This is a genomic window from Paenibacillus sp. 2003, assembly GCF_031455635.1.
GTDB lineage: Bacteria > Bacillota > Bacilli > Paenibacillales > Paenibacillaceae > Paenibacillus > Paenibacillus amylolyticus_B.
In genome coordinates this window covers 13905-36865 of the sequence record NZ_JAVDTB010000007.1, presented here as the reverse complement: position 1 = coordinate 36865, position 22961 = coordinate 13905, and the positions used below count along the sequence as shown (strand labels likewise).

Here is a 22961-nt window from a genome sequence, read left to right as displayed (position 1 = left end):
TTCTCACGTATTATTTGGACTGATATCGGTCATAGGCCGCCTGATGAACCTCAATCGCCCGGTCAATGCCCATGCTCTTGATTGTTTCGGCCATCGTGTCAAATTCAGTGATCGGCTTCTGTCCGCTAATGATGGCAGTCATCGTTTCATTCAAATACGTATTCACCTGGCTCATGATGGACGTACTTGTGGTCACCTCATCTGTTGACAAACGAATTGGAGGAAGCGTTAAAGCTGAGCTTGCTTTCATCCATTCCGCATTCGCGGCACGTTGTCCGTCGTCAAATAGTAAGGCATCCAAATAACGACTATCCTGATTGATCGGACCGTCCATAATGGATAAGGCATAAGAAGCCAGTGCCTGATCATACGTCAGACCGTTCGGATTATTAATGATGGTATCTGTGAATTTGACACCTTCCCCATCACGAACATAGCTGTCATTTTCGATACCAAAGTTGAACAGATCACTACCCTCTTCGCTATAGTTGTAGTCCATCCACTGTACAATATATTTCAGTTTGTCTTCGTCCGCGGAAGCTGTAATGGCCTCACCATAAGTCAACACTTTAGCGTCCAGATTAAATGTCGCATACGAAGTTCCATCCGGAGATACAGGCCACGGTACACCAGTCACGTTAAAGTTCGGATCCGTATCTCTCATCAGATTAAAGTATTTCCCCATGCCGCTGAACACCCCACCCTGATATGCGCCTGCCAGATTGCTGGTGACCTTGTAATCGAAAGCTTTACCGTCATTGGTCATGATCTCGGGATCAATCAGCCCTTCCTTGTACCACTTGGCCATGGTCTCCAAGAAATCACGGTAGCCCGGCTGAATCGGTCCAAACTCCACCTTGTCTCCATTCATCTGGAAGCCACCAATTACACCAAAGGCCGCGGCAAAATCATGGAGCTTAGTCAGGTTACCCGGTCCCCAGTTTCCGGTGAATGGCAGCTCATCTGGCTTGCCGTTGCCGTTGGGGTCCTGTTCCTTGAATGCCTTAAGCACCGTATACCACTCATCAATGTTGGTAGGTACTTTGAGATTTAATTTATCAAGCCAGTCCTGGCGCATAATTAAACCGGAAGTAGCATTCAGCTTCAATGCATCCAGCTTGAGCAGCGGGAACATATAGATCGTGCCATCGTCGAGTGCAATCTGTTTCTTCACATCCGGATCGGATTCAATAATCCGCTTTAAGTTCGGTGCATAACTGTCGATCAGTTCGTTCAATCGAATGATTCGACCATCCTTGATCATTTTTTCCGGTCCGCCAACGGCATCCGCCCAGTTATAATAAATGACATCCGGTAGTTCTTTCGTGGAGATCAACAGATTGAACTGGTCACGTTGTTGTCCAAGCGGAGGATGTGTGAACTTCACTTTGATTCCCGTCAATTTCTCCTTTTCCTTGTAAGACGCCATATCGCCAAAATTGTTCAAGGAAGCTGTCAGTTTGGCATCATTGGCGCGCCAGTAGTCAATGGTAAATGGCTCACTTGTAATCGGTAGCGGAATCTCGGTTAATGCCTGCACCGCAGGTTCTGTTCCTTCTGCTGGCTCTGCGTTACCTGGTTCATTATCACCCGTACAGCCCGCCAGTAAAGACATGGTAAGTAGCGATGACAACAGGATGGACCCCATTCTTTTTTTCAAGTAATTCGCCTCCATAGGATACATTTTTTATTGTTTCACAGCACCGATTAGAGCGCCCTGAACAAAATAACGTTGGATGAACGGATATACCAGCATAATCGGCAGCGTGGAGATAATAATGGTCGCATATTTGATGTTCTCCCCAATGGCAAAGCCGGTATCAGCGCCAGCGCCCATGGCCTCCGTACTGCTGCTGATCAGAATATCACGCATAATAATCTGGATCGGATACAACTCCTGACTGCGCAGGTAAAGCATCGGTCCGACATAATCATTCCAATGGTCAACCGCATAATACAGCATCATGACCGCCAGGATTGGCTTTGACAAAGGCAGTACAATTCGAAACAGAATCAGAAAGTCATTGGCGCCATCAAGCTTCGCCGATTCGATCAGACTGATCGGAATGCCCTCAAAGTTTGTTTTCATAATGAGGAAATAGAACGTACTGATGGCACCCGGAATAATAAGCGCGAAACGGGTATCCACCATGCCCAGATTCTGAATCAGCAGAAAAGTCGGGATCATGCCCCCGCCAAAAAACATCGTGAACGTAATTAATTTCATCAACGTTTTTCTGCCCATCAGATCACTGCGTGATAACCCATAGGCTGCCAGCGAAGTCATGAGCAGATTGATGGCTGTACCCACCACAACATAGAACAAGGTGTTCATATATCCCGTATAGATGCGAGTATCCTGAAATACCGACTTGTACGCTCCCAGCTGGAAACCTTCAGGAATGAGCATCAATGACCGGGAACGTAACATCTGATCCGGATCGCTGATTGAAGAATTGAACACGTACAGCATCGGGTAAAAGCATAAAATCATGATCACCACGAGCAGCAGTGTATTGAATACATCAAAAAGTCGTTCCCCTATAGACTGTTTCATCGCTTCACCTTCCAATTACCAGAGACTGGTTGAGTTAAGCTTTCTGCTGATCGCATTTGCGATAATGAGCAGTGCGAAATTAATGACACCGTTAAATAGTCCGATGGCGGTTGAATACGTATAATTCCCTTCCAAAATACCGGATCGATAAACAAAGGTGGAGATGACATCCGATGTCTCATAGGTCGGTGCCGTTTGCATCAGCAATATTTTCTGAAAATCCGCGTTCATGACCGCCCCCATACGCAGAATTAACATGATCACAATCGTTGGCATAATGCCCGGCAGTGTAATATGTAATAGCTGTCTCCAGCGGCCTGCACCATCAATTTTGGAAGCCTCATACAACTGTGGATCAATCCCACTAAGTGCTGCCAAAAAGATAATCGAGGCCCAGCCTGCTCCCTGCCATATGTTGGACAGGATGTACATCGGACGGAACATATCTTTTTCCGCCAAAAACATAATCGGCTGCAGATCGAAAAAGTCACGAATGACGTTAAATAACCCACCGTCCAGAGATGAGAACGTTTTCAACATTCCAACCACGACGACAACCGAGATGAAATGCGGCATATAACTAATGGTCTGTACTGCGCCTCTGAACCACTTTTTCCGGACTTCATTCAGCAACAGTGCTAGTAGAATCGGAGCCGGGAAACCAAACACAATACTGTAAAAACTCAAAATCAGTGTGTTCTTAATCAGTCGCCAGAAATAATAACTTTCAAAAAACATGGTGAAGTTGTCAAATCCGACCCATTCGCCTGCCAAGATTCCTTTGATCGGGTTGTAGGATTCCTGAAATGCCATCAGTAGCCCGTACATTGGCCCATAGCTGAAAATCAGATAGTAGGCTACCACAGGAACGAGCATCAGATAGACGTATCTGTTGCGGACAAGTTCCTTTTTCACCGAACTCCATTTGCCAGCTGGCTTCAAACGCCCAGGTTCGATCCCCCGGCTTCGATTCAGCTCCATCCACTCAACCTCCACTCTCGGTATTGATTCACTAACATGACACTTCTAATGATAGAAGCGAGCGCCTTTTCTTCCCATGCTCATTTCCGATAAATGGATGTTCAAAACCGAGTTCCGTCCGACAAAAAAAGACCCTGCTGCCGATGAATGGCGTACAGGGCCCGATCACAGATTAGATGTAGATCGGATATAGATCGGATATAGATCGGATATAAAGATTAGCTATGTAAAAGCCAGAGCGACGCTGTCCTAGGGTACTTTTTTATACTCGGAAGGGGAGAATCCCGTGTATTTCTTGAACATTTTGCTGAAATATGGCCAGTTGGCACCAAACCCTGTCTGCTCGGCAAGCGAGGATACAGTGCAGTTCCCGTCCTGCTCCAGAAGCTCCAACGCTTTACGGATGCGGTAGCTTAACACATAGTTCGTAAATTTCTCACCGGTTTCTTTTTTGAACATTTTGCCGATGTAGTCTGGATTCATGTATATTTCCCCAGCAATGGACTGGAGTGTTAATGTCTCGTCCTTGTAGCGTTTCTCTACCAACTGTTTCACACTACCTACCATCTGCGATTGTCTGGAGCGGTGTTGTTCGTAGCGGCGCAGCGTGATTTCCTTGGCGACGGCAAGCAGAAACTGTTGAAAAGAATGCAGCGTGCTGGATTCAATCATGCCCGGCAACTGGTCCATATACCTTTTCATCTCGGCAGAGCCACTGAGTCGAATCATCTCCATAAACATCTGAATAAGATAGGACTTTGTTTGGGATATATCGTATCGCAAGCTGGCAAGCATCTGAAACATCCGGTTCAGCTCTGATCCGACTTCCTGCCAGTGCCCCGCCTTGATTGCAGTAACCATCCGCTCCGGATCGTATTCGAATTCAGGAAGGGTGCGCTCCCCGGGAGAGTAGACATCCCGCTCCATAATGAGACTGCCCTCACCGAGGTAAAAGCGGTAATTGAGATAGACCAGCGTCTGCATGTACAAATGGCGTGCCTGCGATAGATCTCCTGGCTCGCTCAGCGCAATCGTGAGATCGTCATGATAATATCGGGTAAATGTGGCGCGAATCTCATCGATATTATGGAACAACTGCGTTTCAGACAACTTGTCCTCCATAATTAGTAGCATATGCCTTCCAACCGTGGCACTTAAGATGGGATTGTGAAAAATATCCTCGGCAATGTTCTTAACCGCGAACAAGTGCAAATACTCATGATCCCCCTCGATCTCTACCAGCAGCAACCGCACACGTTGATCCTGAAACTGTACATCGAATAATTCCTCGAAATACTTCCATTCCTTGACCCCGTATGTTCTGTTCGTGACCAGCTCTTTCAGAAAATATTCCTTGGCATGCGGCAGTACACGCTCCAGATTATATTGGATCGTCTGTACAAAACGCTCCTGATCGGTCAACTCCCGCTTCTCACTGACCAATTCACTGATAGCCTGTACGAGATGCTCTTCACTGCAGGGCTTAAGCAAGTAGTGCTTCACCCCATACTGCATGGCGGTCTTCGCATATTCGAACTCCGTAAAACCCGTGAGCATGATAAACGAGATATGCTGATACTTCTCTGCCACAGCTTCAACCAGCTGTAACCCATCCATTCCCGGCATACGGATGTCCGAGATGATGATATCCGGGCGTTGCCGCTCAATTGAAGCAAGCGCTTCCAATCCATCTTGAGCAATGCCTATCAGTTCTGTTCCTAATCGGGACCAGTTCACCACACTGGAAATCCCGTCCGAGATCATAAATTCATCATCAACCAGCAAAACCTTGTACATCGTATGCATCCTCCTGCCTTTAACCAGATCCATTCTATTATATGGGCATTATGCACAAATAGAGGAGAGAACGTTGAATGACATGGAATTGCACCCTAACAAGTCTGATTTCTAAACATTTGTATCACGTGTGATTTTATTGGCTACAGAATCATGGTTTGTGCTGGTCCTTTGATCAAACCAAACAACCTTCACCCTGCCACAGGGTGAAGGTTTGCCGCTGCTATGCAAATGCGGGCTATTACGTGACCATACATGCCCGGATTGATTTATTTTTTTACTGCGTGAATGAAATGTATCGTTTCAAATGCCCTTAGATAATCGATTCGATTCTGGAAAAACTGTTCCTGAATCGCCTCCGGAGTCAGATGCTCATAGATAAGCAACCCCGCTTCATCAAGCAAAGCCTCCATCTCCGCATATGCGTACCCGGATTGCATCGGCTCACCACCCATTGCAGCCAATTTAACCATATTTTCAACCCGATTAAACATTCCTTTTTCCTCAAAAAGATGCTCATCTGCATAATCCAGAACTATAGAGCTTCCGGTTGGCAGGTTCGCAAACACATGACGAATCACGTTAAACAGATCATTTTTGGGCAAATAATACGAAACACCCAGGAGACTAGCCAACGTCTTCCGTTTCTTCAAACCTTCAAGAGTCAAGCTGTCATTCGAAAGCTCACGCGTAAAATCCATGGGTACAAAGTGGAGATTGTCCGGAATAGTTAGCTCGACCTGATTCAGCCGCTCCTTCTTGAATTGCTGTGTAGCCGGATAATCTACTTCAATGATATCCAGCGTGTCCTCCAATTCCGGATGCCTCATAGCAAACGTATCCATCCCGGCGCCAAGAATGACTACCTGCTTCAATCCCAACGCGACTTCATGCAAGAGTACATGCTCACAGTAAGCGGCCCGAGATAGAGTTATTGGAGATAACTGTACCTGGGTAATCCATTTTAGAATCTTTTCCGGGTCGTCCTTGAGCTGTTGAGCCATATCCGGGTTGAAAAAATGAATGCCTCTAACCATGTTATTGCTGATATCTGAAAACTCTTGAGGAGAGATTAGCAATCTCGCCATAAAATCATCAAAAATGAGGGGTGTGTCATGTTGGCTGTGATAGGCTCGGCCAAAAGTCGAAATCAATGATGTGATACTGGATTCATTTTGCTTCATACTTATTCCTCCCGTACAAACAAAAATAAGATTCCCCTGGCCAGGAGAATCTTATTATATACGGAATATTTTTATATGTAAATTATAGCATAAATATATTTTTTTGTCAACTATAATTTACGGATGAGCAGACAGATTACAGTGGATTTACCGTCCACTTCAACTCGTTCTTCCTTCCGCATCCTATCCAACACGATGAGATCTGTTAGGCGTCCATTCCATACTCCTTCACTTCACGATTACGGTTCAACACCGCATGCAGTACAAAACCAAGTACAGCAATAGCTGCTGTGCCTGTTGCCAGCCAAGCTACAGGAATAAGTCCTTGCTTGTCATACATAACCCCCATCGCGTAGGGTCCGATAACCCGTCCAACAGCACCAATTCCACCCGATATCCCGATGTAAAAAGGAGCTGCCCTGCCCGCATGCTCGGAGATAAATGCAGGCGTTGCAGGGGAGATCAACATCTCTCCAAACGTGGCAAGTACCATGGCGAGCACCATGCCCGGATAGCTGTACATGGTGATCATGACAATGTAGGCCATGCCATAGAATACCGCACTCGCTGTCATCTGGGCAGTGGAGGTACGGGCCATGGTCCGTTTTACCCAACTGGTGAAAGGTTGGCCCACAAAGATCAGCACCCCGTTCAGGGTCCAGAGCAGACCGTACATTCTTTTTTCCATACCCTCAGAAATGATATACGGGGACACACCTGTGTTCCAGATGGAGTTGCCGAATAACAGGAAGAGCACACCCAAGCTCATAAACAGATATAATCGGGTATTGCCCAGCAGTGCCCAGACGCCCGGACCATCGGGAACGGTTTTGCGTTTCGTCAGATGTACCTCCCCCTGATCCGGTTCAACGCGGGACAGATAATACCAGAAGAACATCGCAAATCCGGCTGAGGTTACCCCGTTCAACACAAAGCTGAGGTGATAGGAAAAGTCAGCCAGAAAACCACTCAGCGCCGTTCCAATCGCCACCCCGATATTGTTCGCTACATAGATGATATTGAATAATTCACCGCGTCGCTCCGCAAACCGGAAGCCAATAAAGGCTTGAATCGCTGGCAGCGACAATGAACTGAACAAGCCAATCCAGCCCATGGCAGATATAAATACGACCCAGTACGCGCTAATCCAGGGCAGCGCAAACAAACCTAACGCATTCAGCACCAGTGAGCCAATAATCAGCTTCTTCACACCCACCCGATGGTACAACGAACCTCCAAGCAATTGTCCAAAGATGCCACCCAGGGATTGAATCAGGATTACAAAACCCGCGTTAGCCATCGTCCGTCCTAGCTCATCAAACACATACATGGTGGTCAGCGGCCACATCAGTGCACTGCCTGTTGCGTTAACCAGACTTGCCAGCAAAAATATTCTCACTTCTTTTGGATAGTTATCAAGCCATCTCATCATCGTTAATTCATTCTCCTTAGTACCTCTGCACAAACAAATAGCCATAAAAAATAAACCTTTGCCCTGACGGCATAACCATAACCAGCCAGAGCGAAGGCCTTTGGAAGTGTTACATCTATTGCACTTTAATCCTGCTCAAATTCTAGCCTTTGTTCATCTTACCTCAAAAAAATCATGCTGCAAGCACACTCATTGACGCTTCACTTCAACAGTGGCCGAGAAGAAGGTGGCCCCGTTCCCCATGTCCGACAAGCGATTGGAAGTGAGTGAATTCGCTCGCTGCTTCTTGCCTTCACCATCCCACCATAAGCCTTGACTGATGACGGTTCCTGGCAACATGGCCTCACTCACCTTGGCGGTAAGTTCGATGCGCCCACGATCATTCCATACGACCAGCGCATCCCCATCCTCAACGTTTCTGCGGGTAGCGTCCTCAGGGTGTATCTGCAATAGAGGCATCTTTTCCAAACGCTGATGTTTGGCTGAATTGCCAAAGGTGGAGTTCAGGAAATTATGGTTTGGCGGCGACAGGAACATCAATGGATACGTATCGGCAGGTCCAGCCGGATTCTCCCCATCATATCCTTCAACCAGAGCACTATAGGTAGGGAGCGGCGGAAGCCCTCTCTGTTCCATTGTCTCCGAATACAATTCGATTTTGCCTGAAGGCGTGGGCAACTGATCCAGAAATACAGCATGTGTCGTCATATCCAGCTTCACGAATCGGTGTTCCTTCAGTCCCTCCAACGTGACTCCATTCATGTAGGGGTTGCCTGTGCCCTGAAGTGCGTCCTCAATCATCTGTTCCGGCGTTTCTCCGAAGATTGCAGGATCGTACCCCATAGCCTGCCCAAGCAGTGAGAACAGTTCCACATTGCTCTTGCTCTCCCCAATCGGTGCAATTACCGGCTCTTGCAGATGAACGTACTGATGCCAATAAGAGGTGTACAGGTCCGTCGCTTCAAATGAAGATGTGGCTGGCAATACGATATCTGCATATTTTGCCGTATCCGTGATGAACAGATCATGCACAACCGTGAATAAATCTTCCCGTGCAAAACCTCGCTCCACCCGCTCGGTATCCGGTGCCACCACCAGTGGATTGCTGCAGTAAACCATCATTGCCCGGATTGGCTGCTCTGCTTCCAGCAACGCTTCACCAATCCGGTTCATGTTCACCACTCGCGGCTCCGGATTCTGCCGCAGCTCCGGACGTTCGAGCGCGTCGCTATTCGTGCTCGCGTAGCTGTTGGTGCGAATGGCACCGCCGCCTTGCTTCAGCCATTGCCCTGTAATGGCAGGCAGACATGCAACGCTACGCACGTTCATGCCCCCATTATCATGGTGCTGAAGGCCGTTGCCGATGTGAATATGGGCTGCCTGTGCGTTACCGTATAGTTCGGCCAGCTGCACAATCGTCTCCTCCGGCACGCCCGTAATACGTGCAACGCGGTCAGGGGTGTAACTGCGGACATGATCACGCAGTGCCTCATGACCCACCGTATACTTTTGCATAAACGCTTCATCCGTTAGTCCCCGTTCGAACAACACATGCATCAAGCCCAACGCCAGTGCGCTATCCGTGCCCGGGTACAGCGGAATAAACCAGTCACCCCACTGTGCGGTACGATTGCGATGAACGTCGATTACGACGATCTTGGCGCCTTTCTTGCGGGCTTTCTCCGCCAGAACGACTTGGTGCATATTTGTACTGACGATATTGCCGCCCCACACCAGGATGAGATCCGCATGCTCCGTATCTTCCGGCACAGTTCCCCGGTTGGCGCCCATCGTATATTTCCAGCCGGTATTTCCAGCGGAGTTACAGATCGTCTGCTCCAGTACACTCGCACCAAGCGCATTGAAGAAACGCCGATCCATACCGTCTACGCCCAGAATGCCCATGTTACCGTAAAAGCTGTAGGGCAGGATGCTCTCCGGGCCGTAGGTTTCGGACAATGCAGTGAACTTGGTCGTAATCTCCCTAATCGCTTCATCCCAACTGATTCGTTCGAACTTGCCTTCACCTTTGGCTCCTACACGTTTCATCGGATATTGTAGACGCTCGGGATGGTACACCCGCTCGGTCATATTTCTGACTTTATTACAAATGGCACCCTTGGTGATCGGATGATCCGGATTGCCTGCCACCTTCACAATTTTTCCGTTCTCTTTATGTAATAACAGACCACAAGTGTCCGGACAGTCGAGCGGGCACACCGCCGCAAATACACCATTCTCCTGATCGATCATCGTAAGGCTCCCCTCTTTAAAAGCTATCCCTATATCATATCTTCTTCGAGGTTATCGCGTAAAGAGAACAGTATGTTTTTGCTTCATATTCACCGCTATAGCGCCTTCAAAATATTTTCAATAAAATGTTTTTGAGTTTGATTCAACTTCAGAAATCAGGGGTAAATTAAAAATAAGGCATTAGGCTAGTGTTTCCCCACTTCCTCCTCATGCCATATCATGGACCACTCCCGAAATTCGCCATGAACAGGTTTCGTTCCCCCGAACCTTGTCATGGCGAATTTATTTTGCGTTGAATTCCAACAAGGTCCCCATACATAAAAACGATCCCGCCCTGCTCTATCACAGCATATTCGCCATGAACCGAGCAAGACAGAATCGTATTTACTTCTACATGAATATTTCATTACACGTGTATGCATGCCTCGCTATGCCTGCTTGCTCCACATCGCTCTGGCCTCCGTCTCCACAGCTTCGATCAACGTTGCTGCCTCCGGTTTCACTTTCGGCTCAGCTTGGCGCAGGTACACCACCCAGTAGGCTGCAGCTACAAACAGAGCACCTCCAGTCAGATTGCCGAGCCACACTGGAATGAAATTTATCACATATTGGCCCCACGAATAATGCCCTTCGAAGATTGCCGCCGGGATGAGGAACATATTGGCCACAACGTGCTGGAATCCAATAGCTACAAATGCCATCGTTGGAAACCAAATGCCCAGTACCTTGCCACTCATCGTATCGGATGCATAAGATAACCACACGGCCAGTGCCACCAGCCAGTTACAGCCGATGCCAGAGATGAAAGCTTGCAGGAAGCCGTCATGCAGCTTATGCCCAGCCATATCCACCACTTTCGCCAGATATACACCCTCTCCGGTCAGACCAAGCACATGTCCAAAGGCGTACGCGACAAAGATTGCTCCAAGAAAATTACCTATCGTTACTAAGGATAGATTTTTAAACATACTACCCACGGATAATTTTCGTGCAATCGTTGCAAGTGGAACTGCCATCATGTTGCCCGTCAGCAGCTCGCCACCACCTATGAGTACCATGATTAGTCCCACCGGGAACACTGCTGCACCAATCAGATTAACCAGACTTCCCCACTCTGCCGGCGCGGATGCAATCACCCGGATATCCAGTAGAAAACCCAGCGCAATAAAAGCCCCTGCCATAAAACTAAGCACCAATACAGAAGACACCGGATATTGCGCCTTCTTCATACCTGTTTGCGCCGTATATTGTGCAACCTCAAGAGGTGTTTTTGCTGCCATGTTGATCCTCTCCTTCATTGTTCATGAACAAATTGATTCCTCATTTTTTGTTGATATGTTCATTGTATCGCGAAGGTTTCGAGAGGTTTGTTACTTTTATCACAAAGTTTGAAGGTTCCTACTTTACTCTGCTTTCAAAGCCTTTTGTGCTGACTACAGACGAATAAAAAATCACTCTTTTTTTTGGAAAATACTTGAATATTATATAGAAATCATATTAAATTATAATTTAATCAATAACTATGTATGTGAGGAGAGATATACTCCATTGAAAAAAATAACATCTATATCTACACTATGTATAGCCTTGACTGTGGGTATCATATCCTACGTTTTTTGGAATAGTCGAGAGGCCCATGTAACAACCAAAGACAACGAGAATAGGAGTCAACTCACTGAAACGGTATCTATAGGAGATCCTAATCACACAGTGACAACTCATGAACATGAATCCAAACCGCTATTTAAAACAGTATTAGCTGGAAACAATGTATCTACTAATTTTAATGTTGACGAAGATTATAAGCATGTGAAAATCTTTATTGAGAACTCTGGAAAAAAAAACGATAAAAGCGGTAATGGTGCACAATCGTTCTAGGGACGAATATTTCGTTGAAAAAGTAGCCCCTGGTGAGACTATTGAATGGACGAGTTTTACTGAATTTCCACAAGGTATTGAGGAAGGAATGTATTCCATCACCTATCGTGCTGACGGAGACAACTTTAGCGGAAAAGCTTGGGGAATATCTGCTGAAAATACCAACGAGCTATAAAATCTATAAGTTCAGACAATGAATAATAATCATTGAGCCTCATCCTAAATGTATTAGAAATATCAATTAAGTAAAAGGCTGGCGAGTGATCGCCAGCCTTTTCTCATTCTATTTTTTTTCATATCTCTCACAACGAATCACACTTGTTTACACCATTGCTGGTGCTTTTACTTCTATTGGAGGCAGTGCTTGCAGACCCGCCGTGTTCAGGAAGTTCCATGGTTTGTTGTAATGTGGCTGGAAGAAGAAGTCGATGAAGGCCAGCTCATCTACGGTCATGTTATTTTGGATGCAGACCGAGATCGTATTAATCGATTGGGTCAGATCAACCTGAGACATCACCTGTGCTCCTACGATCCGACGAGTAGCCTGCTCATATACTACTTTGAGCAACAGTTTCTCAGCCGTTGGCATGAACTCCGGACGGTAGCTGTCTTCCAGTACGACAGATTCAACAATCAGACCTTCATCAGCAGCAGACGTTTCCGTCATCCCGGTACCAGCGATATTTTGCTCATAAATTTTGATACCCGATGTTCCTTGCGTACCCATATACGGTGTCGTAGGACGAACCAGGTTACGGGCTACGAGTGTACCCATCCGCACGGCGTTGGTTGCCAGTGGAATGTAAGATGCTTTGCCTGTTGGGTTGTAATGAATAGCACAGCTGTCACCCGCAGCGAAGACGTCTTTTTGACTCGTTTGCATGTATTTATCTACGATGATTGCGCCGTTTGGCAACATATCCACTTGGCCTTTAAGCAGCTCTGTATTTGGACGGAAACCAATGCACAGAATAACCAGATCGGTTTCAAACTCTCCTTTGGACGTGATCACTTTAGTCACTTTGCCATTTTCACCAGTAAACTTCTGTACCGTTTGACCAAGAGCCAGCTTGATGCCGCGTCCAGTCAACGTATCTTCGATCGCATCCGTGAATTCAGGGTCCAGGTATTTGTTCAAAATCCGGTCCACACTGTCGATTAGAGTAACTTCCTTGCCATTCATTTGGAAAGCTTCCACCAGCTCTACACCGATATATCCTGCACCTACAACAGTAACGCGTTTCGCATCTTTAGCTTTTTCGATAATCGTGTTGGAATGATTGTAGTTTTTGCACAGCAGAATGTTGTCCATCTCAATGCCTTCAAGCTTTGGAACGACAGGCCATGACCCCGTTGTCACGATCAGTTTGTCAAACGTATCTTCAAATTCTTCCCCGGTTTTCAGGTTTTTAGCCTGAAGGGTATGACCCTTGGCATCGACTGCTGTAACTTCATGAAGCATCTTGGTCTCAACACCAAGCTCTGCCAGTTGATTAGGCGAAGAATAGAACAAACCGTCAGGGTCTTTCACAACCCCACCTACGTAGAGCGCAATGCCGCAAGATAGGAAGGAGATATTGTCATTGCGCTCATACACGGTGATGGTAGCATCCGGGTACAATTTGGCGGTATTTACGATGGCTGCGGTTCCTGCGTGTGTACATCCGATAACTGCGATTTTCATTAAAAGTTCCTCCTCGAAATATATAAATGAGTTTGAATATAACGTTATTGCGGTTGTGAAATATTTCACTTCTTATTCGAAACTGTGTATGTGATTTATTTCACTTTATACACTCATTATAATGTGATCTTTTTCACATTGCAATAGGTTGTGCAAAAAAAGTTTGTCGAAGGAGGTCATTTCCCAGTATTTGAGCCTTTCTTCCCTTCATTGTATTGATTTCATTGTCCCCGGATTTGGGTGGGTTTATGCTATGTAATGGCTTCCGTAATCCCTGTATCGGCGCATAAAGTTAGAGGTGTCTATGGAGCCAACTCCTACCTGTGAAGAGAATATAGCCACGTATTTAAAATAATCAAAGAAGCCTATCCTTGCAGATACAAGGAAAGGCTTCTCAAAAGTTCATGTATTAACCGAGCAATTTCTCGATATCTGCAATCATTGTCTCCGGAGATTCTTTCGGTTCAACACGACCTACCACTTCACCTTCACGGTTAACAAGGAACTTGGTGAAGTTCCATTGGATGTCGCTTGTTTCGCCTACGCCAGGTTGTTGCTCCTTCAGGTATTGGAACAGGGGATGAGTGTCCTCACCATTCACATCTACCTTGGCAAACACCGGGAAATTCACACCATAGTTAATCTGGCAAAATGATTCCGCTTCCTCACTTGTACCTGGCTCCTGCCCTCCAAACTGGTTACAAGGGAAACCCAGTACAACCAAGCCTTGATCGCGATAACGATCATAGAGTTTTTGCAATTCACCATATTGCGGGGTTAGTCCACACTTGCTGGCTGTATTGGCAATGACCAATACCTTACCTTGATACAGATCCAGTGAGACTTCCTGGTTCGCGGTAGTTACCGCTTGATATGAATATACGGACATGACTGATTCCTCCCATGATACGTGTTGGTTTGGGCTGTGCCGAGCAGATTAATATAACCAATGAACTTACAGCCTGTCTTATTATTATAAACCTGATCCGATGCGATTACCAAATTCCGGGTCTACCCATATTTCTATACTCCCATGAATGCGAAAGAGCCGCATGCGATAGCGCACAGCGGCTTCATTCGTTCTATTATGCAGGGCCAACATATGGCCGAATTCATTAACTTCCTATCGCTTGAACGCGCTGTTCTGTCCGTCCTCCAGCATGAACCATTGCACTGTTCATGACCTTCGTATCTGGCGTTTTCGATTGCTGGCGTTCGCCTGCAAGAGCGTAAGGCAAGCAGAGCGGTACACCGGAACGCGGATCAATCACGATATCTGCTTCAATGTTGAATACTTCACGAAGCACATCCGAGTTCATGACTTCCACAGGTGAACCATGAGCAATGGCTTTACCTTTTTTGATACCAATCATGTGATGTGCGTAGCGGGAAGCATGATTCAAGTCATGCACAACCATAACAATGGTACGGTTGGCTGTGGCATTCAGTTGCTCCAGTAATTGCAATACTTCGAGCTGGTGAGCCATATCCAGGAACGTAGTCGGCTCGTCCAGGAAAAGGATATCTGTTTCTTGTGCAAGTGCCATGGCAATCCAGGCACGTTGACGCTGTCCACCGGACAGTTGATCAATCGGACGATCATGGAATTCAGTCATGGCTGTCACTTCTATAGCCCATTCAATCATACGTTTGTCTTCCGCACGCATGGAGCCAAATCCTTTTTGATAAGGAAAGCGACCATACGATACCAGTTCAGTAACGGTAAGACCTTCAGGGGCTGTTGGATTCTGTGGCAAAATCGCAAGCTGCTTGGCAACTTCACGCGTGGACTGTTTATGGATGGACTTCCCGTCGAGCAATACATTACCTGCTTTTGGAGCCATAATACGTGCCATCGTTTTCAGGATGGTTGACTTCCCTGAACCATTGGCTCCAACAAGTGCTGTAATTTTTCCTTGGGGAATCTGAATATTCAGATCCTCTACAATTAGTCTTTCCTCATAAGCGATATCCAGCTTGGTCGTCTCCAGACGAAACATGCGATCATCCCTCTCTCATTTATCCCGGTTATGTAATCCGGCTATGACAACAAAAACGAAATTGTAATTCTGTGTATTTCCGACGCAAATATCTTCTACACTAAAGATACTGATAATCATTATCATTTGTCAACATAAAAAACCAAATTTTCTTCTCTTTTCGTGCTTTATTTGGTCTTTCTTTAGCAGAAATCCCGCTCTTTTCCCAAGTACACATGAGATCTTTTCTCATTCATTCCGCGCACTTTATCACTTCTGACTGTCTTTCAAACTCTTGAATCGCAAATTTTGTGTCTGAATTGTGAATGTGTGAGTTTTTTTCATGCAATGGCTGTATAAATTGAACTAAAGGATAGTTACACTAGCCACTCCGATGACAGAACAACCTTCTGATCGCTGTTATCCCCAGATTTTTTTATCCTTTTTTAGTTGGTAAATCCGGGGATAAAGGCGAACGTTTCACTTCTTCAGGGTATTTCTGCCCTCTCCGTTTTTGTGTAAATGTTAGTTCAATATATTCATCCGCCATATCAAATAAAAAAAGATGACCTTGAAATCTAAAGTTCAAGGTCATCTCACATACGCTCGTTTAATAAGGTATGAAGCCAGCATTTTTCCTTATTGGATCAAAAGACACTTAATGAATCTATGCAACACGCTCAAATAATATGATTTACAGCTTAATTAGGCTGTGGCATCAACTGGATTACGGTCATTCCGCCCTGAGTGCTCTGCACACTGACAATGCTCTCGGCATCCATATTCGCTGGAAGATCGATCTGCAATCCATACGGATAGAGACGATCTACCTCTCCAATAGACATCTGTGCAGGAGTGGTCGCATCCGCATCCTGTTCATTGGATACAGATGTGTCAGGCGATGTGGAACCAGTAGCTTGATCGGCATCCTTACCTTGATCCGTGTCTCCACTCGCAGCATTAGACGATGCATTCGTCCCTGTATCCGTAGTTGCATCAGTAGTAGAATCTGAAGTGGCATCACCCGATGTTGCTGAATCTGCCTGCTGATCGCCATCCTCCGTCTGCTCTGTGTTCCCCGAGTTTCCCGCTGATGAACCATCCGTGCTTCCTTCGGAAGTACTTCCTGAACCACCATCGGAGGTATCTTGGGTATCAGGCTCTTCATTCCGATTAAAGCTCTCCCACTTGTCTGTAGTATCCAACTCCTGAGTACTATCATCCTTCATCGTCAATTGAAGTTTGCCTTGCTCAAACTCAGTGCTTCCCATATCGTTCCTGAAACGGATCACCAGTTGAGCAGGTGATTGCGTACCCTCCTGTTCACTCGCAGGAATCATATAAGCAATCTGCTCCGCGAGCTGCACCTCAGGTTCAGCCGGTATGACAGGCTCCTGGGTAGATGGAGGGGATGCCGCTGGCGGCTCTACAGAATCTTTCATCCATGCATATGTACCGCCCGCAATACCAAGAACCAGGATCAAGAGGATTAATCCGAACAGATTTTTCCTTTTACCCGTTAGCATTCGCACCAGTGGAGAGGACAATTCCGTCTTCGCACGGTCATAGACCGGCTTCATTGTCTTGCTGGCTCTCACATAATACGGTTTGAAAGCTGACTTCGACTTAAAAGCTTCACGGTCATGGGCTTTGAAATACGCCACGATGGCATCCGCATATCCTTTATGCACATTGGAACCTCGGACAAACATTCGATGATCTCCGGACCATTCGAAGAATGGATACAGCCCTTCAGCACGACTTGCATTCGTGCGGATGAATTCAATCAGTCCAGGATAATCCAACCGATTGCTGCCGCTTCCTCCCCGATAAAAAGCCATCGGCAAAGCTTCATATGCCGCAATCCCCGGATGAGCCTGCAGCTCTCCGGCAAGCCAGCGACGCGTCCAGCGTTGAAGTTCATTGCGTTCTGCCAGGGAAAGTGCCTCCAATGCCTCTTCTTCATTCCCCTCGCCACTAAGCCACACTCTCGCAGCCAGCATCATGTTCGTTCGAGCAGATACATCAGAGCCCTGACGTGCCGCCCAATCCCGAACCTCATTGCCATGCTGCAAAATATCAATGCTTAATAGCTGTTCACGGTTAACCCGTTCCAGATCCAGATCCTGAATCATAAACAGGTTAATAACATAAGCGAGCTTGTCTGCAAGGCGGGTTAACTCCTCCTGATATGCCGAATCTTGACTGGCAGACGGGGATCCCCCTTTGCGATTAGGGCGGGCTGTAGCTTCAGATTGACCAATTCGTGCCGTAATGCCTGTATCATAGGTGACATCAGCTGATACCCGATCCAATATACTAACACGCTGGAGGGCTTCATTCGCAGACTGTACCGGATTAGGCGCAGAACATAACCGTTCACGCAGCTCATTGGCTGTCCGCTCCTGCAAGAAGCTGTAATGGATCGCAGATGGATGGGACGTAACCCATCTTCGGATCACTTCAACCACGTTCGCTGCCGATTCCGTGCGTTTTAGCTGATTGTCCAAATAAGGCTCGAACAACAGCTTGGTAAGCGATTCATTGGCCAGCACTTTATCAAAGAAGGCTTGATTCAGCTGCGGATCCCGATCCAGCACAGCATACAATTCCTGCACAGCACGCATACGCTTCTGGGCGCGGGCATTATTCACACCGTAGATGAAATAGTCCACAATCCGGGATTGCACCACGGGCGCGGCAACACTAAAATATTCTCCAATGCGAGCTGCGACGTCTTCTTCGGGTACGTTCTCACGCTTCACGCTGTCCAGTTCCCTGCTGAGCAAGGTCAGGAACAGTTCGTTCAGGCGGGAACGTTGCTGTAATCCACCATCCGGCTTCAAATAGGTCAGCAAGCCACTCAGGACATGACTTTTGTTATCCAAATACAGGTCTTCCATGCCTTGTTCAAGACCATAGAACACCGCAAGTTCGCCATATGCTTCAATGGAAAGTTCCCGCCCAGGTTCCATGCCTGACAACATTTCATCCGCAAACGTATAGAACGCATCCGCCGCACCAGGTTCCTGCAATAAAGCCCAGGCGAATTCCGCATAAGGTAACTTCGCTACAGATGCATCCGCATGTGTCACTCTGCCGGATACCAGATCAAAGGTGAAATCCTTCTCCGTATTCCGGTCTTTCGGACGTAACGTCCCCCGCTCTACAAACTGGACGTGAATGCCCTTCTTGGCCTGTGGCTCTTTGGCAAACGTCATGAATCCCAGTTGCCGCCGGAATGCGTATGGTAAAGCCGTGTACAGCAAACGTAGCAATCCTTTGGCCCCTGCGGTCACTTCCTCTGCGGGAAGGTCCAGCGCAATGTATACTTTTCTGCGTGTTGCTACAGACTGCATTACCGCATAGAGCAGGCGCTTGAACAGCACTTCGTTCATCTTCAAGGCGCTCAGCACTTGGATTGGTGATCCTACGCCAGCATCTGTCGCCCCACCCTGTCCACTCCTAGGTGATATAGGCAATTCAGCAAGTGCTGGCAGAACTGTACCTTGTTCGATGTCATAGGACGTGGCGAACACGGCATCCAGCCAGCCGCCTCGTTTCATCTGCTCTTCCGAGCGTTCGGGAGACAAGACGTAATTATGTGCAAAAAAGGCACTGCGCAACCCGGTGAAATCCGCAGACTGGTACACATTTTGCCCAAGAATCGTCTCTCCACTCTCCAGATGAAGCAGATGAATGGAAGCCGGAAACTTCGTCTCGTCCTTCTCGCTACGGCCTGTTAGCTCCGCTGGAGCGTCATAGACACAGTAGGGGTGAAGCACTTTTTTGATAAAAGAAGGGTCCAGTCCCGGCGATGCCGCAACCGTATCAAACCCCTCTGTTGTGCGAAACACCCCGCGCCGCTCTCGGGTATACAGCTGCTGTTCAATGGGCGGGGTTACGGAAGAACGCATCATCCCACTCTCCCCTCAATGTACTTAAGCTTGTACAATAGCCATAAGAAGGGTTCATCCACGCGAATCGGACTAACCACACCTTGCAATTTCATATCCACCGGATTGCTACCCAGCGCAGAGACTGCGAAATAGGCTGTATCCTTGAAGTACACATCCATCGTTCCCTTGAACGGACGATCCACCTTCTCGATAAAACGCCGGATCTCCCCGTCGATATTCTCGAACTCGGTTAAGTCGAACCAATCGCGGTGCACCATGTTGCGGAAGACATTGCTGTTGGATTTGATATAATCCCCCTCTTCATCCTTGAGGGAATGCAGCATGTCGCTTTTCGTGAGCACAACGGCCGTTGGAATATTCGTTTTGGCTTTGTCCTGATACGCGATAAAATCTCCAAACATCGTCAGCACCACGTCTCGCGGTTCATCGTATCGCGGTGTCCACTCTCCCGGCTCGTTGCCGAGGTTAATGCGGATTTTGTCCCGAATCGATCGAATTTGAAGCGGGTCCACCATAAACAGAATACCTGCCGAGTTCTTAATATGCTGCCCGTGAAGTCCGAGATAATCCTGCTCCACCATACCTTCACCCGCAACGTCAAAGAACACCAGTGTCAGCGGCGCTTTATCTTCGTCCTTGAACACAAACTGGAAGATAAACGGCTCCTGCAACTTTTCCTTCTGTGTGGAATCCAGCAGATCGCCCCGTTCAAACAACGGTTCTTCATAATCCGCACGGAACCGGCGGCTGATCTCCGCATTCAATGGCATGCAAGCGGCGTCAAAATGATCGGCCGTATAATGCTGCAATGTATGAATTAATGAAGTCATGTAGACGGATTTACCCACCTGGGATGCACCAATGATAGAAATGATGTTGCTCGGTGCTTTACCTGCCGTAACAGGTAGCTCGTTATGACATTGCGGACACAACCGGCGGCGTGTAACGACACCGTACCGATCGTTCAGACCCATCACGATGTTATCGGAATAAATACGATGTTCCTCCGGTACATCATGTGGGGCCAATACGGCCTCCATATCAAATACCGTATCAAGTCCGAACCTTTCGCGATACCGATTCAACTTCGCATCTTCCCCGAGTGCGTAGTCCTCATCATCATCGCGGTGATGGGCGGCGCGGAACACCACCTCTTCCGGTGAAAACTTGCTGAAACAATAAGGGCATACAATATCGTAAAACAGCGGACGTTCCTCCGGCTGTTGTCTCTTCAAAAACCGACTAAAAAAGCTCATAGCCACTCCCCTCCCCTGATCAGTCAGACTAGGTGATTTACACTTGCACTACGATGACAGAGTAACCTTCCAATCGCTAGTCCAACTATCTAGTCTGATATAAGCCGATAGGCGGCTCCATATTTCGGTCCGTCCGTGAAGAATAATCGCACATAATCATCCTTGGCGACTTCAACGGGCGGCATCTCATTTCTTCCGGGAGCAAAATCACTCACAAAAGGGTACACCGTGCCATCTTCCTTATTCAGCGGTACCCCGCCCTGCTTGCGAACATAACAAAGGGCTTCCTTCGGAACAGGCACTTCCGCTGTGACGGTGATCAATACACTTTTTCGCTTCTGAAAAAAACCGCTCTTGTAGCGAATGGAAAAGCGGATATCCGCCTTGCCTGCGCTTGCAATCACCATATTGTCTTCATCTCGTTGACGGATCAGCACAGGCCCGTCTTCCTGCATCTGACACACATACACCGTGTACTTGATGGCACCAAAACCTGTGATCCGATCCGTGTAACCATTGCTCGCCTTATATTCCTCTCTTGTGTACAGCTTCAGCTTGCCCTGTGCAGGCTCTTCCCCGGTACGATCATCGCTCATCATATCCAGCTCCAGCCGTTCCACATACACAGCTTCTACCCGTTCCGGCCAGAGCCAGCGAAGTGTACAACGTCCTTCGTCCACCGCAAGTGTCAGTCTTCGAATCAAGGGTGTCGAAGGGTCTGCATCCGTAAACCGCATTTCCATTGACCTCCCGACGTTAGAATCCTTTGCTGCGTGTATCTCTTGGTCTCTGACCAAACCCTTCGGCAGAAGAAGTTCCGCCGCCAGCTTCACGACGACCCCGGCTCTTCCGCGGCGTGTTCTCCTTAATCGGAACAATCCAGGAGAAGAGGGTCAATACGCCTGACAAGATGAGCATCGCACCAAGTCGTACAAATGTATCACCCACGTTCGAGCCGTCGAGGCCCCATTCCAGCAGAAGCCCTGCCAGTAGACCCGACACCGCACCACCAATACCAAAGCTGAGCGCGAGATGACGGTTATCAAATACAAGTCCGAGTGACACACCCAATGCTACTCCAATCAGTAACACTGCTGCTACACGGAAAATCGCCAGATAAACGCTGTGCTCCATCATGCCTGTACGTTCCGTTACCAGTGTCCGTTCATCAATCGTATCGTAGATCTGCTGAAATGCCAGATTCAGACCACCGGAATCCGGTACATCATAGTACATGCCACCCGTTTGCTGAGCAATATTACGTAGCAGATCCGTACCGGATGGGTCCACCAGGCTTAGGCCGACTGTATTAATAGAAATCTGTTCATTGGTATATTGGGACAAAATATCGGCTGTATCCGCTTCACTGAAGCCATCGGATAACAAGATGACGACCGTACCACGTTTCGGGTCCTGTTTGCCCTGAATCTGTTCCATGCCTTCCCGCAGCACAGCATCAAAATTGGTGCCGCCCGAAGTCGTGACAATACCATCGATTTTGCCATAAACCTCATTCTTGGCCGCTTCACTATCGAGCGCAATAAACGGTTGCAATAACTGCGGCTGGTCATCAAACGTAATGACAGCCACCTGTTTGTCACTCTCCATTTGGCTAATCAGTGTCTTGGCGGCTTCAAAGCGTCCGTTATCCGGATCTGTCTCGCTCATGCTGCCCGAGTTGTCGATCATCAGTACGATGTCCTTGACTTGCTTCACACCGCCCGGATTGATCTGATACAACAATTGCAGGGCGAGTCCAACAACAAACAACAGAGCCAGCGTTGCCGGAACAAGCAATTTCCACGACAGTCCCAGATACCGGAGCTTCCATGAAGCACCATTCAGCTTGGGTGAGATCATCTCTGCGATCAAACAGAACAATCCAACGCTCAGCGCCAGTACGCCAAAGTATAATCCCATCAGCAACAGACGTGGCATCTCCCCAAGCCATTGACGCAGCATGATTTCTCCTGCCGCAAAGCCCACTGCCCCGCCAATCAGGCTGAACAGGACCAGGAGAAGATTGATTTTTCGCTGCAT

Annotated in this window: 16 protein-coding genes; 1 reads left to right on the top strand and 15 read right to left on the bottom strand. The window is 47.5% G+C overall.

What is annotated here, in order from left to right; translation table 11 throughout:
* Window positions 1–10: 10 nt before the first annotated feature.
* The 8 genes from J2X75_RS23220 to J2X75_RS23185 form a co-directional block, all read right to left on the bottom strand.
* Window positions 11–1660, bottom strand: a complete 1650-nt coding sequence (locus J2X75_RS23220) for a type 2 periplasmic-binding domain-containing protein (RefSeq protein WP_249912710.1) — start codon at window positions 1658–1660, stop codon at window positions 11–13.
* A 27-nt stretch (window positions 1661–1687) separates the two neighbouring features.
* On the bottom strand, window positions 1688–2557 hold the full coding sequence (locus J2X75_RS23215; RefSeq protein WP_036612724.1) for a carbohydrate ABC transporter permease: 870 nt from the start codon (window positions 2555–2557) through the stop codon (window positions 1688–1690).
* A 15-nt stretch (window positions 2558–2572) separates the two neighbouring features.
* Window positions 2573–3433 carry an ABC transporter permease gene (locus J2X75_RS23210; RefSeq protein WP_235193717.1) on the bottom strand — a complete coding sequence of 287 codons (861 nt, stop codon included), beginning with the start codon at window positions 3431–3433 and terminating at the stop codon, window positions 2573–2575.
* Window positions 3434–3787: 354 nt separating this feature from the next.
* Window positions 3788–5335 (bottom strand): response regulator, encoded by a 1548-nt coding sequence (locus J2X75_RS23205; RefSeq protein WP_133386141.1) that lies wholly within the window; start codon window positions 5333–5335, stop codon window positions 3788–3790.
* 269 nt (window positions 5336–5604) lie between these two features.
* Window positions 5605–6519, bottom strand: coding sequence for a class I SAM-dependent methyltransferase (locus tag J2X75_RS23200; RefSeq protein ID WP_310340511.1), 915 nt, complete (start codon window positions 6517–6519; stop codon window positions 5605–5607).
* A gap of 205 nt (window positions 6520–6724) precedes the next feature.
* Complete coding sequence (locus tag J2X75_RS23195) at window positions 6725–7948, bottom strand: MFS transporter (RefSeq protein ID WP_310340947.1); 1224 nt, start codon at window positions 7946–7948, stop codon at window positions 6725–6727.
* Window positions 7949–8140: 192 nt separating this feature from the next.
* Window positions 8141–10204: a molybdopterin-containing oxidoreductase family protein gene (locus tag J2X75_RS23190; RefSeq protein ID WP_310340509.1), complete on the bottom strand. Its 2064-nt coding sequence runs from the start codon at window positions 10202–10204 to the stop codon at window positions 8141–8143.
* 428 nt (window positions 10205–10632) lie between these two features.
* The gene (locus tag J2X75_RS23185; protein WP_310340505.1) at window positions 10633–11484 is read right to left on the bottom strand and encodes a formate/nitrite transporter family protein; all 852 of its coding nucleotides are present in this window, start codon (window positions 11482–11484) and stop codon (window positions 10633–10635) included.
* 542 nt (window positions 11485–12026) lie between these two features.
* Between J2X75_RS23185 and J2X75_RS23180 the strand changes: the two genes are divergently transcribed.
* Window positions 12027–12257, top strand: coding sequence for a hypothetical protein (locus J2X75_RS23180; protein WP_310340502.1), 231 nt, complete (start codon window positions 12027–12029; stop codon window positions 12255–12257).
* A gap of 147 nt (window positions 12258–12404) precedes the next feature.
* On the opposite strand, the gene J2X75_RS23175 is transcribed toward J2X75_RS23180, so the two are convergent.
* The 7 genes from J2X75_RS23175 to J2X75_RS23145 form a co-directional block, all read right to left on the bottom strand.
* Window positions 12405–13766, bottom strand: coding sequence for an FAD-dependent oxidoreductase (locus J2X75_RS23175; protein WP_310340500.1), 1362 nt, complete (start codon window positions 13764–13766; stop codon window positions 12405–12407).
* A 409-nt stretch (window positions 13767–14175) separates the two neighbouring features.
* On the bottom strand, window positions 14176–14655 hold the full coding sequence (locus J2X75_RS23170; protein ID WP_047840764.1) for a glutathione peroxidase: 480 nt from the start codon (window positions 14653–14655) through the stop codon (window positions 14176–14178).
* Between the two features lie 226 nt (window positions 14656–14881).
* The gene (locus J2X75_RS23165; RefSeq protein ID WP_310340496.1) at window positions 14882–15766 is read right to left on the bottom strand and encodes an ABC transporter ATP-binding protein; all 885 of its coding nucleotides are present in this window, start codon (window positions 15764–15766) and stop codon (window positions 14882–14884) included.
* Between the two features lie 680 nt (window positions 15767–16446).
* Entirely contained in the window at window positions 16447–19665 is a 3219-nt protein-coding gene (locus J2X75_RS23160) for a GAP1-N2 domain-containing protein (protein ID WP_310340494.1), read from the bottom strand.
* Window positions 19662–20921: a TRAFAC clade GTPase domain-containing protein gene (locus J2X75_RS23155; RefSeq protein ID WP_024632789.1), complete on the bottom strand. Its 1260-nt coding sequence runs from the start codon at window positions 20919–20921 to the stop codon at window positions 19662–19664. The genes J2X75_RS23160 and J2X75_RS23155 overlap by 4 nt, the downstream gene beginning before the upstream one ends.
* An 89-nt stretch (window positions 20922–21010) precedes the next feature.
* Window positions 21011–21658, bottom strand: a complete 648-nt coding sequence (locus tag J2X75_RS23150) for a beta-mannanase (protein ID WP_124116599.1) — start codon at window positions 21656–21658, stop codon at window positions 21011–21013.
* A gap of 19 nt (window positions 21659–21677) precedes the next feature.
* Entirely contained in the window at window positions 21678–22961 is a 1284-nt protein-coding gene (locus J2X75_RS23145; RefSeq protein WP_124116600.1) for a vWA domain-containing protein, read from the bottom strand.

Coding starts and splice junctions, on each gene's coding strand:
- J2X75_RS23145 (WP_124116600.1), bottom strand. CDS start 22,961: ATGCAGCGAAAAATCAATCTTCTCCTGGTCCTGTTCAGCCTGATTGGC.
- J2X75_RS23185 (WP_310340505.1), bottom strand. CDS start 11,484: ATGGCAGCAAAAACACCTCTTGAGGTTGCACAATATACGGCGCAAACA.
- J2X75_RS23175 (WP_310340500.1), bottom strand. CDS start 13,766: ATGAAAATCGCAGTTATCGGATGTACACACGCAGGAACCGCAGCCATC.
- J2X75_RS23200 (WP_310340511.1), bottom strand. CDS start 6,519: ATGAAGCAAAATGAATCCAGTATCACATCATTGATTTCGACTTTTGGC.
- J2X75_RS23160 (WP_310340494.1), bottom strand. CDS start 19,665: ATGATGCGTTCTTCCGTAACCCCGCCCATTGAACAGCAGCTGTATACC.
- J2X75_RS23170 (WP_047840764.1), bottom strand. CDS start 14,655: ATGTCCGTATATTCATATCAAGCGGTAACTACCGCGAACCAGGAAGTC.
- J2X75_RS23155 (WP_024632789.1), bottom strand. CDS start 20,921: ATGAGCTTTTTTAGTCGGTTTTTGAAGAGACAACAGCCGGAGGAACGT.
- J2X75_RS23215 (WP_036612724.1), bottom strand. CDS start 2,557: ATGAAACAGTCTATAGGGGAACGACTTTTTGATGTATTCAATACACTG.
- J2X75_RS23190 (WP_310340509.1), bottom strand. CDS start 10,204: ATGATCGATCAGGAGAATGGTGTATTTGCGGCGGTGTGCCCGCTCGAC.
- J2X75_RS23165 (WP_310340496.1), bottom strand. CDS start 15,766: ATGTTTCGTCTGGAGACGACCAAGCTGGATATCGCTTATGAGGAAAGA.
- J2X75_RS23205 (WP_133386141.1), bottom strand. CDS start 5,335: ATGTACAAGGTTTTGCTGGTTGATGATGAATTTATGATCTCGGACGGG.
- J2X75_RS23195 (WP_310340947.1), bottom strand. CDS start 7,948: ATGAGATGGCTTGATAACTATCCAAAAGAAGTGAGAATATTTTTGCTG.
- J2X75_RS23210 (WP_235193717.1), bottom strand. CDS start 3,433: ATGCTCGTTCCTGTGGTAGCCTACTATCTGATTTTCAGCTATGGGCCA.
- J2X75_RS23150 (WP_124116599.1), bottom strand. CDS start 21,658: ATGCGGTTTACGGATGCAGACCCTTCGACACCCTTGATTCGAAGACTG.